Genomic DNA, 13,064 nt, shown 5'->3' on the forward strand with positions numbered 1-13,064 from the left:
AAAAAGACATCTGCCAAGTAAGCAGATGTCTGTTTATCATTCTTTTTCGAAATGTTTCGTGCTCCGTACTGTGTCGATTGGACGGACAAGTTTCTCGATTTGTTCGCGCTTTGGTTCCAAAAACGGCGGCAAAGAGAGTTTCTCCCCAAGCGTTTCATATGGCTCGTCTCCCATAAACCCAGGTCCATCAGTAGCGAATTCGAATAGAATTCCTGGTGCTACACGGGAATATAGAGATTCGAAGAAATGACGATCGACATAGCCGGAAGTCTGGAATTGGAAGCTGTGCATCCGTTCGATCCACTCTTCCAGCACTGCTCGATCCTCTACACGGAAAGCAGCATGGTGTACAGTTCCGAATCCTTGTCTCCCGTCCGGCAGGATTGTATTGTGCTCAAGGATGATGCTTGCGCCGTTTCCGCCTTCACCTACTTCATACAAATGGAAGGATCCTTCCTGAGCAACCGGACGGAAAACCAGTACTTTTTCGAGCATTTCTTTAAAGTAATCGATATGTGCTGTCCGGACAAAAATCGGTCCAAGCCCAGTAATTGCGTACTCCAATGGTACTGGACCATCCTGCCAAGGTGTTCCGGAAGCCACACCTTCATCGTGTTCGTCGCTGACCAACTGATATTGCTGCTCATCAAAATCCTCGAACGCCAATGTTTTTGTGCCGAATTGCTCTTTGATGCCATGGTGTTTTACATGCAAACGATCGAATCGTTTTACCCAATAATCCAAAGCTGCGTCAGTTGGGACCCTGAATGACGTCTTGTAAATTTCATTCGTGCCGTGGGTACCTTTGGGAATACCAGGGAAATCGAAGAATGTCATATCTGTCCCCGAACTGCCTTTGTCATCTGCAAAGAACAAATGGTAAGTTTGAATATCATCCTGATTCACTGTTTTCTTGACTAGGCGCATGCCAAGTACATATGTGAAGAATTCATAGTTTTTTTCTGCACTGCTCGTAATTGCTGTTACGTGGTGTATACCTTTTAAATGATTCATTTTGTCACACTCCAGCCTGATGATGAAATTACCTCGAATTCGAGATAACTATATTATGACGCATATACGAAATGATGTCAAACACATAGAAAGCAAAGAAAACTCATACAACATTTTAATCATTTCAATTCATTTCAATTTTACTCGTAATTGAAGGGTAGTTGATTCACTTACATTCCACTTTTCATTTGGTTTTGTGAGGTTTTTGCAGCGTCTTCTCCCCCGCTGGCTTCTGCCTTGATTTCAATTTCTATGTAAAACAATAGAGCCCATTCTAGTCGATTAGAACGGGCTCTATTTCTATATTTTGCATTGGTTTAGTTTCTTTGCTTTTCTTTTTAGCATATAAACACTATAGACACCTAAAAAAGTTATAGGTGCTACCGTCAACCCTGCCCAAATAGGCAATCTGCTTGCACTTGCCATCATTGGCATCCAGAATGAGAGTACATGCATCAAGACAAGGAATAACACAAAATTAGATAAATGTGTATATTTAACCGCTCTTGATTGTGCATCTGTATAGATTTCCAATTTATCGGTCCCATCATCTTCTTTGCAAAAATAGCACCAACCTGCTGATGCACTGACCAAATTCCAGCCATCGTCCTCGAACAACTTAACATAATCCTCGTTTTGTGTACCAATTCGATAGTCCAGACGATATACCAGTTTTGTTGGCGGAGCTGCTTTGAAGGTGTATGTAAATAGGCCGTAATGATCCAGTTGCCACCCTTCCTGTGCCATCCGCTGCAGCCACACTTCTTCTTTTTGGTCGCTCCAAGCCGAAAACCATTTTCTTATTTTCTTTTTCTCTGTCATCATTCTCCCCCTAATTGCTTTTTATTGCTGTTTCGCTCATATTCGTACTTGTCTATTTGAAAGTCATCCAACTAGTGCCTGGACCGAGTTTCACGTTCTTTCGTATCCGGCCCGTGAATCGTGCAGCAGCACCATCAGAATGATGTGAGTCAAGGCAGCAAGTCTTTCATTTTTGAGCATCTTTTATAATTATATCGATAGACGATATATGTCGTCTATCGATATAATATCATAATCTTTACAGTGTAAGTTATCGATATTTTCTATATCTAATGGTAATATAAGGGAAAAGGGGTGGGGTATATTGCGCAGTGCGATATTTGATAGGAGATTTTTATTTTTATCAATAATTGCTCTTTCCTTTCAAGTGGGCGCCTTATTACTTGCTGTGTATGAAAAAGACTCTTTTGTGGTGCTCTTGATAATCGGAATCACTTTATCTGCATTGTCGGTAAAAAGAGGGATTGATTATTACAAATCCCAAAAAACAAGCGCCTGAACGTATGTCCAGGCGCTTACCAATGCTTGACATCTTTGAAATCCCGCATGATGATGCGCGATTCTTTGATATCATGATATAATCGATATGGTTTGCTCGCCAGCCGGATCGGCAGCGTGAAAAGGAACTGACTGAGATCGTCTTTGTACTCTGTCGTCATCCTGGAAGGCTTGGAAAGGATGCGGTTCTGCCATTCTTGCTTGAATTCCTTCTGCAAATCGAGCCGGACATCAATCGCATGATGACATTGAGTACAGCAAATCGTCTTAAGCTTATCGTTGATGTACGTAATGGTAAATGGAGACTCCTCGCGACAATGGATACAATATAACTCTGCTTCCATGCAGCTTCGTTTCAATGCTATCTCCTCTTTCCTGTGTCTGGCTTTTAGAATGTTTTCTGCAGCTTTTTTCCTTCCTAATCAAAACATTTCGCTGTTTACATGCCAATATCCTGTCTATTTCCATCAATTTATATGCATGATTTTCAACTCTTCGTATACGATTTTCAATAGTTCATCTTCTATTTGCGGTCCTTCCTCTTCGTCCAGCAGTCCGTTAAGCAGAATCGAGAAAACAACCCGTTCACCTGATTCGGTTTCCATATAGCCTGATAAGGAACTGACTCCAGTAAGGGTCCCTGTCTTCGCTTTGACTTTTCCGGCCAGCTCTGTGCCGACGAAGCGATTGCGGAGTGTACCGCCGACCATCCGTTCGGTCACCCCACCTACTGGCAGCGATTGTTCAAAAGCAGGGAACCAAGGTTCGTTCTGGACGTTTTTAAGCAATGCAGTCAACTGGCTCGCTGTTATACCATTCACATGAGAAAGACCAGAACCGTCCCTAATCACCATTTGCTCTGTTGTCAGCAGGCCATTCAGATAGCGCTCGATTTGTTCGATACCATCTTTCCAGTTCCCGGCTTTTTCCTTGCTGCCCATATGCTTGACATACATTTCGGCATGGCCGTTATTGCTCAGCTTCATGAATGGAGGAAGCAGTTCTTTTAGTGGAGCAGATTCCTTGCGCAAAAGCTCCTTTGTCTTTTCAGGCGCTTTTGCTGTTTTACTGCTGCCATTTAACTGAATTCCAGCAGCTTCGAGATTTTCCCGGAACAAATGCAATACATATTCAGTCGGCTCCCAAACGGCTACCCATTCCTGCTCTTTTTCACCTGGAGCCATTGTGCCTGAAATGGCGATATCATTGGTTCCATGCGTTCGAATCACTTCCAATTCTGCTTCCCCGTCTTGGGAAATGGTTGCATTATTACGTATGGTCACATAATTTGTTGCAGGGATAACATTCACTTTTGGTTTCTTTGATAAAGAGGTCGCCTCCACGATAATTTTTACGGTTCCAGTATCATAATCAGCATCGGGCGCTACAGTCAAAGCGCTGACAGCGGCACCATAATAAGCTGACTCATCTTGCCAAGTTGTATCCTCACTGTAGCGTTCTTGATCGAAATACGTATCATCCGCGATGATATCACCGTTTATTTTTACAATTCCTAACCCATACAACTGTTTTGCCAGCTGCCCGATGTCCATATATGTCAAGGAGGGATCTCCTTTGCCGATCAAATACAAATTCCCATAAAGCTGTCCTGCTGAGATATGGCCGTCTGTTGCAATAATCGTTTCGAATCGATGCTCTGACTCCAGCCCATCCAAAACAGCTGCAGCAGTCAAAAGCTTCATATTGGATGCAGGTCGCATACGCTGGTCGGCGTTTTTCTCGTAAATAGTCTTTCCTGATTGTGCTGCCATGATATGAATCGCAACCGAAGCTCCCTCTAGATGTTTCTCGCTTGCCAAATATTCATTTATCCGTTCCTTCATCGTATCCTCTTTTCCGGCTACGCGGATATGCCCGTGAGGGATCAAACAAGCAAAGAACAAAAGCACGACAGCTAATAATCGCGTAACTTTGCGAAGCATCAGCAATTCCTCCTTTTTGCATATCCCGCTTAACCTGTACGTTATAATCCATATGTATGTAGTGTAACAAACTATCAGATAATTTAAAATATTATCCGGAACATAAAGAAAGACACCATCACATGGTGTCTTCATCTTTCATATATAAGCACACAGGGCAATGGTCGCTGCCCATCGTATCTGCATGTATCTCAGCTTCTTCTATTTTATCCTTCCACCGTTCAGAAACGATGAAATAATCAATACGCCAGCCGATGTTGCGTTCTCTCACCTTATTCATATAGGACCACCAGCTGTAGGCATCCCCGCGCTCCGGATAAAGATGACGGAAACTATCAACAAAACCAGAAGCAAGGAAAGCCGTCATTTTTTCCCGCTCTTCTTTCGTGAAACCGGAATTTCCATTATTTGTTTTATAGTTCTTCAAATCGATTTCCTGATGGGCAACATTCAAATCGCCGCATAAGATGACCGGTTTGCGGCTGTCCAGTTCCCGCACGTAAGACAGAATCCGGTCTTCCCACTCCAAGCGCTCGGCCAAGCGTGCCAAGTCCCGCTTGGAGTTCGGTGTATAAACCGTCACCAAATAAAAATCATCATATTCCAGCGTGATGATTCGCCCTTCAGGCTCATTGATGCCCTCTTCCAAACCATAGGTGACATGCAGCGGTTTTTGCTTCGTGAATACTGCGGTACCAGAATACCCTTTGCGCTCGGCGTAGTTCCAATATTGATGATATCCAGGCAGATCTAATTCAATTTGCCCTGCTTGAAGCTTCGTTTCCTGCAGGCAGAATATATCTGCATCCTGCGCATTAAAATAATCCAGAAAGCCCTTCTTTACACAGGCTCTGATTCCATTGACATTCCATGATACTAACTTCATTTCTCTATTTCCCCCGATGTTTATCTCTAGTCTGTGATGTGCAGGATTATTTTCCCTGCATGTGTCCTGCTTTCCATTAACTGATGTGCTTTGGTTGCATCTTTCAACTCGAATTCTTGTATGCTCGGAAACACGATTTCTCGCCTTTCCACTAAATCGACTACTTGTTCTGCAATACGTTTCAGCGCTTCCGGTCGTTTTTTTCGTGTCGTTCCCAAGCTGAAACCGAGCAGAGACCGGCAGCTGGCATGGACATCCGATGTTTTGATCATGCCGGGTGTACCGCTGGCATTTCCGTAGTTTATTAATCTTCCATATGGCGCGAGACTTGTAAAGCTCTCTTCCATCATGGAACCGGCAAGTGAATCCAAAATAAGATCTGCCCCGGCTCCTGCTGTCAGCTGCGACACCGATTCTATAAGATTTTCATAAGTAATACAATGGTCGGCGCCCAGCTCCATTGGTAAGGCTGCTTTTTGCTCGCTGCTGACAGCAGCTATTATTTTGCCGGCACCTAATTGTCTTGCAAGCTGTATCAATGTCAGTCCCGTTCCGCCTGATGCCGCATGGATTAAGACAGTTTCCCCCGCTTCCAATCTGCCAATGTTACCTAGCAGCATAAAGGCTAAAAAGGAAGGAACCGGACAAGCAGCAGCTATAGCTGTATCAACATGATCTGCTATCGGATAGACCAGCATGGCATCAGCTATGCCGTATTCCGCATAAGCACCATTTTTCATAAAAGCGATGACACGATCTCCGACATGAAAACCTGTGACACCTTGACCTAATTTATCGATGATTCCGGCTGCATCCAGCCCAAGTATACCAGGAATCCCAGAGCCCTTTGTTCCTTTTCGCTTCTTGATATCGGCAAAATGGACACTCGCTTTCAAAACTTTTATCCTTACTTCACCCGCAGATGGTTCCGGTACTGCCAGGTCTTTATATTCCAGCACTTCCGGACCGCCTGTTACTGCCGCTGCAATTGCCCGCATATGAAGCCTCCTATGGATAAGACATGAACGTACTAGTCATAATCAATGATTCTTCGCATATTTTATCATATTGCGGCAGTGTTTCGTGCCATAACTCTCGCAAAAAGGAGCTGTATCATGAGCCAGGTCAATAGGAATGATGTGAAGATGGCGATCGAGAAGCGCATCAGAAAGCTTGAAGCGCTTCAGCAGAAGGATGGTTCTTGGCGCATGTGCTTTGAAGGAGCGATGCTGACAGATTGTTTTTATATGTTCACCTTCACTTCTTTCGGTAAAGAACCGGATACTGTAGAAAAACTGAAAGTACAGATATTAAAAAAGCAGCGGGACGATGGCAGCTGGGCAGCATACCCTGGTGAGAGAAACGGTAATCTTTCGGCTACAGTCTTGGCTTATGCTGCACTTCGTTTTACTGGAGTCCCGGCTCAAGAGCTGCGTAATTCGGAACGCTTTATCAGCACGAATGGCGGAATCAACAAAGCTCATTTCATGGTCCGCTTCATGCTTGCGATACACGGAATGGTGCCGTGGCCTCACTTTTTGAAATTCCCAATGACCGCCCTGCTTGTTCCGACCACATTCCCGATTAATTTCTTCCAATTCAGCTCTTATGCGAGAATCCACTTTGTCCCGATGCTGATATTGCTGAATAAAAAGTTCAAGCGAATCAGCAAGCATAGCGTCCAGCTTGAACATTTGCTTTATGAAGATGAGTGGGATGATCTGAACGATATACGCGCACCATTTCAATCCATTACCGATGAATGGAGCCGGCTTTCGCGCCTGCCAGCACGTCTCCATCGTGCAGGTTATTCGTATGCACAAACATATATGCAAGAGAGAACGGAATCGGATGGTACGCTGTACAGCTATGCAAGTGCTACCTTCTTCATGATTTACGCCTATCTTGCACTGGGTTATGAAGAAAATAATCCGAAAATACAGCAGGCGCTAAAAGGCATACATGGTCTTGTCAACGAAAATTGCAACGGCATCCATGTGGAGAACTCCACATCGACGGTATGGGATACAGCCCTGATCAGTTATACACTTCAGCAGGCAGGCGTTCCTTTTAAACAGAAAACGATCCAATCGGCCAATCATTACCTCCTCCAGCGCCAGCATGTCAAAAAAGCGGATTGGCAAATTCATCAGCCGAAAGCCGAACCTGGCGGCTGGGGATTTTCGGATATCAATACAAATCATCCCGATCATGATGATACCTCTGCTGCACTCCGCGCGCTCACCAGACAGGCCCGTGAAGAGCCTTCCAGCAAGCGCGCTTGGAAAAGAGGAACAGATTATTTGCTGGCGATGCAAAATAAAGATGGAGGCTGGGCTGCATTCGAGAAAGATACCGACTGGTGGATCCTTGGAAAGCTTCCGATCGAAAATGCGGAAGACGCGGCAATTGATCCGTCTACCGCTGATTTGACCGGAAGAGTCATGGAATTCCTGGGAACTTACGCTAATCTGAAAAAAGATCATGCCAGTATCAAAAAAGCTATCCGCTGGCTTCATAAGCAACAGCAGCTGAATGGTTCCTGGTATGGAAGATGGGGTGTTTGTTATCTGTATGGAACGTGGGCTGCATTGACGGGTCTTGCAGCAGTCGGTGTAGAACCGGCAACAAAATCGGTAAAAAGGGCTGTAGCTTGGCTGAAAGCCGTCCAGCATGAGGATGGAGGCTGGGGAGAGTCCTGCCGAAGTGCCGAAGTAGGAACGTATGTCGATTTATCAATCAGTACTGTCGTTCAAACCGCTTGGGCTGTCGATGCCCTGATCGCCAGCGGAGAACAAGGAAGCGACGAGGTACAGCGAGGCATACGCTTTTTGCTGACAGACCCTCTGCTGCAAGCCTCCATCGACTATCCGACTGGTATCGGTCTGCCCGGCCAATTTTATATCCGCTATGAAAGCTATCCTTACATCTTTCCGCTGCTTGCACTGAGCCATTACCGAATCAAGGCAAAGTCTTAACCGATACTTTTGACCATACCGCCATCCACAACGAAAGATTGTCCGGTAATGTATGAATTTGCTGAAGAACAAAGGAAAACAGCCATCTTGGCAAATTCCTCCGGAGTGCCATATCTTCCTAGCGGAATCGCTGCTTGACTCTCTTTCTGGACATTCTCCAAACTTCTACCTTGCAGATCAGCTGCTTTCTGATCAAGCTGATCGACTCGATCGGTATGGATTTTTCCGGGACCGAGCGTGTTGATCAAAATATTGGCAGGTGCCAATTCTTGAGAAAGTGACTTTGCCAAACCAACGATCCCGGCACGGAATGTGTTGGACAATAGCAAATTATCAATCGTTTGCTTGATGGAGGATGAAGCGATATTGAGGATATGGCCGCCTCCATTTTCCTTCATGATCGGAGCCGCCGCCCGGATGAACCGTACGAAACTTAATAGATTCAACTCAAATGCTTGCTGCCAGTCCCCATCACTGAAATCCAACAGCTTTCCAGCAGGCGGACCGCCAGCGTTATTGATAAGAATATCAATTGTACCTGTATGCTGCTTAGCAGATTCGACAGCATGCAAAATGTCTTTTGCATCCGTAATATCACAAACCGAATAAAAAACATTTTCATTTCCGGATGCTTTGATGATGGCATCTTTTGTCTGTTTCAGCGCTTGTTCATCCCGGCTGACGATATGAACGGAGGCTCCTTCCTTGGCCAACTGTATGGCTGTCGCTTTTCCAAGCCCTTTGCTGGCTGCTGCAACCAGCGCTGTCTTCCCTGTCAATCCTAAATCCATATGATCACTCCTTACTCTGCTGCTTTGGCGATTTTACTCCTGATCCAGCGAGCTGCTGTATCTTCCGGGATTTCGTATGTACCGCCTTCGCGAAGCAGTTGATTTTTGTACATCGTCTGGACGAGCATGATTACTTTCATCTGCTGTCACTCCTTCCTGGCTTTCATTATACACCGAAGCCGCCGTGCTGGCAGGCTCGGCGGCTTGTTCATAACAATACGATATAATTTCGGTGCACGACGGCTTTATGCCATACCGAAGACGGACCGGTTTCACGATTTACAAGCATTTCCCGAAGATCCGCAGATGAAATATCACTGATCCCTCGGGCAATTGGATCTCCATCTGTTGTCCTGATGTCGACGACAGCAGAGGCGGAAAAAGTACCTTGCACCTCCGTGACACCGATCGGAAGCAAACTTTTCCCATGCTGCAGCAAAGCCTCGGCTGCTCCTGTATCAACTGTAAGGCTGCCGGTCGCTCTGGCATGATGCGTGAGCCATTGTTTGGTTTTGCGCTGTACTTCGGACGCTTCATCGCCGATATACGTACCAGCGCCATTGCCTCGGGAAATCTCGAGCAAATTTGATGTTTCATTTGTCGTGCCGATGAATACTGGTACACCCAACTCAAGTGCAGTCTGAGCTGCCAGCACTTTTGAATACATGCCTCCCGTCCCTACCTTGGAACCAGATGTCTGTTCGATGCTAGCTTGCATCTCGGGAGGAATCGTATCCAGGCGCTGATATCGTTTCGCATCCGGGTAGGTGTTGGGATTTTTGTCGTAAATCCCATCCACATCCGTGATCAATATAAGCAAATCAGCTTTAACAAGTCCGCTTACATAAGCCGAAAGCATATCATTATCACCAAATGTAAGCTCTCGGATGGATACGGAGTCATTTTCGTTGATGATCGGGATGATATTACGCTTTAGCAGCTCCTGCAGCGTATTGTAGCTGTTATGATATTGATCGGCATTCGTGAACACATCGCGTGTCAAAAGCAGCTGCGCACATTTCATATCATATTTGCCGAATGCTTCCGTGTATGCTTGGACGAGCAAGCCTTGTCCGATGGCAGCAGCAGCTTGCTTCCCTTCGATTGTTACAGGCCTTGACGGGTATCCAAGCTGGCGGAATCCAGCTGCCACTGCCCCAGATGACACAAGAATGACTTCATATCCTTCCTTGATCAAAGCTGCGATCTGATCCGTATGCTGGCGAATTTTTGCATCACTCATCCCGCCGCCTTGTTCCGACAGCATGCTGCTGCCAATTTTTACGATTATTCTCTTCATTGATCATTCACCTTTTCGTCTGACAACTCATTTTAGTAACGATTATATAGCAAAACAGAAGAAGCTCCTAGTTTATTAATAAAAAACTTCATAGAATAATGCGCTAGTTTGAACTGGATATGGTTTTCCAATGATGTCTCCCTTTAAAAAAGCTTGATTTTTTCACGAAAAAATATACAATGAGGCTAACTGAATATTTGAATGCTTTCTAGGGTTCCGCAGCTTATGCTGGTCTGGTCCGAGAGAAAGCTCACAGTATTCACTGTGCCACGGAGGGATAAAAGCCTGGGAGAAACTAGTTATAGTTACTCCCGGGCTTTTTTTGTTTTCCTGGCAACAATAACATTCGGAGGTGGATCGTATGAACAAACATTGGTTCATGGTCATCGTGGCGGCTGTATTTGAGGTTTTATGGGTGATTGGACTAAAACACGCAAATGGTCTACTGGAATGGATCGGCACGGTTATCGCTATCGTGATCAGTTTCTATTTAATGATCAGAGCTGGACGTTACATTCCGGTCGGTACCGTTTATGCAGTATTCGTAGGGTTAGGAACTGCTGGGACTTTCTTTTCCGAAATCATCTTTTTCGGTCAAGAATTTGTCCTTAACAAATTCTTGTTAGTTGTCTTATTACTTGTAGGCGTTATTGGTTTGAAGCTTGTTACAAAAGATGAAGAAACCGAAGGAGCTGATCAATGATGGCTTGGACTTCTTTGATTTTAGCTGGGTTGTTTGAAATGTTTGGTGTGGCAATGATAAACAAACTGCACAAGGACAAGAATTGGAAGTCAGTTGCATTATTAATCATAGGCTTTGGAGCCAGCTTCTTTTTTCTTTCTTACTCTATGGAAACTTTACCCATGGGTACTGCCTATGCTGTGTGGACAGGAATTGGAGCGTCCGGAGGAGCAATCATAGGGATGTTATTATATAACGAACCGAAAGATTGGAAACGGATCATATTCATAGCTATGGTACTAGGAGCAGCAGTGGGTCTGAAACTGGTTTCATGAGAATGCTCATTAAAAAAAGTACAGCCCCCCTGAATGTAACGATTAGGGGGCTGTATACTATATGCCCTTATGACTAGGCTCTATCCTTCGTCATTTGATGAAAGTCCTTCTATTCGACTTCGACTGTCCAACCGAATGTATCGTCTGCCTCGCCCTTTTGGATGCCGACGATTGTATCATAGACTCTTTTGGCAACTTCACCGGTCACGCCATTGTTGATTTCATATGTTTCGCCTTCATAGAACAATTTCCCGACAGGTGAGATGACTGCCGCCGTCCCAGTACCGAATATTTCTTCGAGTTTGCCTGTCTTTTGCGCCTGAACCACTTCAGCGATTGTAACACGCCGTTCCGTTACAGGATACCCCCAATGCTTCAATAAATGAAGGACACTATCGCGTGTGACACCTTGCAGGATGCTGCCGTTCAGCTGCGGTGTGACGATTTCACCGTCGATTTTGAAGAATACGTTCATGCTGCCAACTTCCTCGACATATTTCTTTTCCACTCCATCCAGCCAGAGAACCTGGGAATACCCGGATTCCGCTGCCACTTCCTGCGCTTTCAAGCTGGCAGCATAGTTACCGCCGGTTTTCGCATCACCAGTACCACCTTTGACTGCACGTACATAGTCATTCTCCACTGCGATGCTTACCGGGTTGAGACCTTCTTTGTAGTAAGCGCCCACAGGGGATAGAATGATGATGAACTTGTAGCTGATGGATGCAGCTACGCCAAGGAACGGCTCCGTCGAGATGATGAACGGACGGATATAAAGTGATGTTCCTTCTGCAGTCGGAATCCATTCCTTCTCGACCGAAATAAGCTGTCGCAATGCTTCCAATGCCAGTTCCTCATCCAAACGCGGAATGCATAATCTGTCATTCGAGCGGTTCATACGTTCGAAGTTTTTGTCCGGACGGAACAGCAAAACTTTTCCTTCTTTCGTCACATAGGCTTTCAAGCCTTCAAAAACAGTCTGGCCATAGTGGAAACACATGGCCGCCGGACTGAGTTCAAGTGGTGCATATGGTACGATTTGCGGATCATGCCAACCTGCTTCGGCTGTATAATCCATCGTGAACATATGGTCCGTGAACACCTTTCCGAATTGAAGCGTGCTTGCTTGGGGTTTCTCTTTTAAATTTTCACTGCGTGTAAATGCAAAGGTTTGTTGTTTCAAAGCTAGGACTCCCTGTCATTTTAGATTTTCTTTTTCTTTAAATTGTACCTAATGATAGAATATTGCGACAACAATATCTTATCAACAGATTATAAAGGAGAATCCAGACAGTTTCAACCTAAAATTTTAACAAAAGCACTTACCATATGTTACGATGGACAAAGATAAGGGAAAAGAAAACCAGCGTACATAAAGGAGGGACGGCATATGGAAACGGGTACAATCATGTGGATCATTTGCGGCATCATCGTAATCGGTGCGCTTGCAGTTGCAGCAGTCATGATCATGAAAGCTGCCAAATCAATGCTCGCAACGAAAGATAAAATCAATAAGACGATGGCACCGATGCAAGCGGATATGCAGACGATCAAACAAGAACAGACAGTTCTGCAGCAGCATCAAAAAGATATTCAGACAAATGTCCAGTCCATCACGGAAGGCACAAAGATAGTCATCACTTCGGTCAAACAAGCGCCTTCAGCATTGAAACAGCAATTCAAGCAAACATAATATGGAAACAAAAAAACCAGCAGTCACTTTAGACTGACATAGCGATGTGAGACACAAATAAAACACCCTTATTAGGCTGCCATGCCACCAAACTCTTTTGGTGTGTGGTAGCCTAATTTTTC

15 protein-coding genes and 1 riboswitch are annotated in these 13,064 nt (G+C 45.0%); of the genes, 5 read left to right on the forward strand and 10 right to left on the reverse strand.

From position 1 onward, the window contains the following. Positions 1–36 precede the first annotated feature (36 nt). Both BLQ53_RS16670 and BLQ53_RS16675 read right to left on the reverse strand, forming a co-directional pair. Complete coding sequence (locus BLQ53_RS16670; RefSeq protein ID WP_093728444.1) at positions 37–1,014, reverse strand: ring-cleaving dioxygenase; 978 nt, start codon at positions 1,012–1,014, stop codon at positions 37–39. A gap of 300 nt (positions 1,015–1,314) precedes the next feature. After that, positions 1,315–1,836, reverse strand: coding sequence for a DUF2812 domain-containing protein (locus BLQ53_RS16675; protein WP_170829746.1), 522 nt, complete (start codon positions 1,834–1,836; stop codon positions 1,315–1,317). A gap of 304 nt (positions 1,837–2,140) precedes the next feature. Here BLQ53_RS16675 and BLQ53_RS16680 point away from each other — a divergent pair, with 304 nt between their 5' ends. Beyond that, on the forward strand, positions 2,141–2,335 hold the full coding sequence (locus BLQ53_RS16680) for a hypothetical protein (protein WP_093728446.1): 195 nt from the start codon (positions 2,141–2,143) through the stop codon (positions 2,333–2,335). 16 nt (positions 2,336–2,351) lie between these two features. On the opposite strand, the gene BLQ53_RS16685 is transcribed toward BLQ53_RS16680, so the two are convergent. The 4 genes from BLQ53_RS16685 to BLQ53_RS16700 form a co-directional block, all read right to left on the reverse strand. Next, positions 2,352–2,693 carry a bh protein gene (locus tag BLQ53_RS16685; protein WP_093728447.1) on the reverse strand — a complete coding sequence of 114 codons (342 nt, stop codon included), beginning with the start codon at positions 2,691–2,693 and terminating at the stop codon, positions 2,352–2,354. A gap of 108 nt (positions 2,694–2,801) precedes the next feature. Further along, complete coding sequence (gene dacB / locus BLQ53_RS16690) at positions 2,802–4,277, reverse strand: D-alanyl-D-alanine carboxypeptidase/D-alanyl-D-alanine endopeptidase (protein WP_170829747.1); 1,476 nt, start codon at positions 4,275–4,277, stop codon at positions 2,802–2,804. Positions 4,278–4,395: 118 nt separating this feature from the next. Then, a complete protein-coding gene (locus BLQ53_RS16695; protein ID WP_093728449.1) occupies positions 4,396–5,163 on the reverse strand; it encodes an exodeoxyribonuclease III in 768 nt (255 codons plus the stop codon). A gap of 26 nt (positions 5,164–5,189) precedes the next feature. Then, positions 5,190–6,161, reverse strand: a complete 972-nt coding sequence (locus BLQ53_RS16700) for a quinone oxidoreductase family protein (protein WP_093728450.1) — start codon at positions 6,159–6,161, stop codon at positions 5,190–5,192. Between the two features lie 117 nt (positions 6,162–6,278). On the opposite strand from BLQ53_RS16700, the gene shc reads away from it, so the two are divergent. Continuing rightward, entirely contained in the window at positions 6,279–8,141 is a 1,863-nt protein-coding gene (gene shc / locus BLQ53_RS16705) for a squalene--hopene cyclase (protein WP_093728451.1), read from the forward strand. On the opposite strand, the gene BLQ53_RS16710 is transcribed toward shc, so the two are convergent. The 3 genes from BLQ53_RS16710 to proB all read right to left on the reverse strand — a co-directional run bounded on the left by BLQ53_RS16710 (position 8,138) and on the right by proB (position 10,232). Beyond that, a complete protein-coding gene (locus BLQ53_RS16710; protein ID WP_093728452.1) occupies positions 8,138–8,932 on the reverse strand; it encodes an SDR family oxidoreductase in 795 nt (264 codons plus the stop codon). The genes shc and BLQ53_RS16710 overlap by 4 nt on opposite strands. A gap of 11 nt (positions 8,933–8,943) precedes the next feature. Beyond that, positions 8,944–9,072 (reverse strand): hypothetical protein, encoded by a 129-nt coding sequence (locus BLQ53_RS19335; RefSeq protein ID WP_255374703.1) that lies wholly within the window; start codon positions 9,070–9,072, stop codon positions 8,944–8,946. A 68-nt stretch (positions 9,073–9,140) separates the two neighbouring features. After that, positions 9,141–10,232 carry a glutamate 5-kinase gene (proB, locus tag BLQ53_RS16715; protein ID WP_093728453.1) on the reverse strand — a complete coding sequence of 364 codons (1,092 nt, stop codon included), beginning with the start codon at positions 10,230–10,232 and terminating at the stop codon, positions 9,141–9,143. A 197-nt stretch (positions 10,233–10,429) separates the two neighbouring features. Continuing rightward, positions 10,430–10,526, forward strand: a riboswitch (guanidine-I (ykkC/yxkD leader). Between the two features lie 67 nt (positions 10,527–10,593). Between proB and BLQ53_RS16720 the strand changes: the two genes are divergently transcribed. Together BLQ53_RS16720 and BLQ53_RS16725 are read left to right on the forward strand one after the other, a co-directional pair. Beyond that, a complete protein-coding gene (locus BLQ53_RS16720) occupies positions 10,594–10,935 on the forward strand; it encodes a DMT family transporter (RefSeq protein WP_093728454.1) in 342 nt (113 codons plus the stop codon). Next, a complete protein-coding gene (locus BLQ53_RS16725) occupies positions 10,935–11,249 on the forward strand; it encodes a DMT family transporter (RefSeq protein ID WP_093728463.1) in 315 nt (104 codons plus the stop codon). The genes BLQ53_RS16720 and BLQ53_RS16725 overlap by 1 nt, the downstream gene beginning before the upstream one ends. 109 nt (positions 11,250–11,358) lie before the next feature. On the opposite strand, the gene BLQ53_RS16730 is transcribed toward BLQ53_RS16725, so the two are convergent. Beyond that, positions 11,359–12,432: a branched-chain amino acid aminotransferase gene (locus BLQ53_RS16730; protein ID WP_093728455.1), complete on the reverse strand. Its 1,074-nt coding sequence runs from the start codon at positions 12,430–12,432 to the stop codon at positions 11,359–11,361. A 207-nt stretch (positions 12,433–12,639) separates the two neighbouring features. Between BLQ53_RS16730 and BLQ53_RS16735 the strand changes: the two genes are divergently transcribed. Further along, positions 12,640–12,942 carry a DUF948 domain-containing protein gene (locus tag BLQ53_RS16735; protein WP_093728456.1) on the forward strand — a complete coding sequence of 101 codons (303 nt, stop codon included), beginning with the start codon at positions 12,640–12,642 and terminating at the stop codon, positions 12,940–12,942. The last annotated feature ends 122 nt before the right edge of the window (positions 12,943–13,064 follow it).

Origin of the sequence: Terribacillus halophilus (genome assembly GCF_900101385.1) — a bacterium.
GTDB lineage: Bacteria > Bacillota > Bacilli > Bacillales > Amphibacillaceae > Terribacillus > Terribacillus halophilus.

Coding starts and splice junctions, on each gene's coding strand:
- BLQ53_RS16675 (WP_170829746.1), bottom strand. CDS start 1,836: ATGACAGAGAAAAAGAAAATAAGAAAATGGTTTTCGGCTTGGAGCGAC.
- BLQ53_RS16735 (WP_093728456.1), top strand. CDS start 12,640: ATGGAAACGGGTACAATCATGTGGATCATTTGCGGCATCATCGTAATC.
- BLQ53_RS16725 (WP_093728463.1), top strand. CDS start 10,935: ATGGCTTGGACTTCTTTGATTTTAGCTGGGTTGTTTGAAATGTTTGGT.
- proB (WP_093728453.1), bottom strand. CDS start 10,232: ATGAAGAGAATAATCGTAAAAATTGGCAGCAGCATGCTGTCGGAACAA.
- BLQ53_RS16720 (WP_093728454.1), top strand. CDS start 10,594: ATGAACAAACATTGGTTCATGGTCATCGTGGCGGCTGTATTTGAGGTT.
- BLQ53_RS19335 (WP_255374703.1), bottom strand. CDS start 9,072: ATGAAAGTAATCATGCTCGTCCAGACGATGTACAAAAATCAACTGCTT.
- BLQ53_RS16670 (WP_093728444.1), bottom strand. CDS start 1,014: ATGAATCATTTAAAAGGTATACACCACGTAACAGCAATTACGAGCAGT.
- dacB (WP_170829747.1), bottom strand. CDS start 4,277: ATGCTTCGCAAAGTTACGCGATTATTAGCTGTCGTGCTTTTGTTCTTT.
- BLQ53_RS16710 (WP_093728452.1), bottom strand. CDS start 8,932: ATGGATTTAGGATTGACAGGGAAGACAGCGCTGGTTGCAGCAGCCAGC.
- BLQ53_RS16695 (WP_093728449.1), bottom strand. CDS start 5,163: ATGAAGTTAGTATCATGGAATGTCAATGGAATCAGAGCCTGTGTAAAG.
- BLQ53_RS16700 (WP_093728450.1), bottom strand. CDS start 6,161: ATGCGGGCAATTGCAGCGGCAGTAACAGGCGGTCCGGAAGTGCTGGAA.
- shc (WP_093728451.1), top strand. CDS start 6,279: ATGAGCCAGGTCAATAGGAATGATGTGAAGATGGCGATCGAGAAGCGC.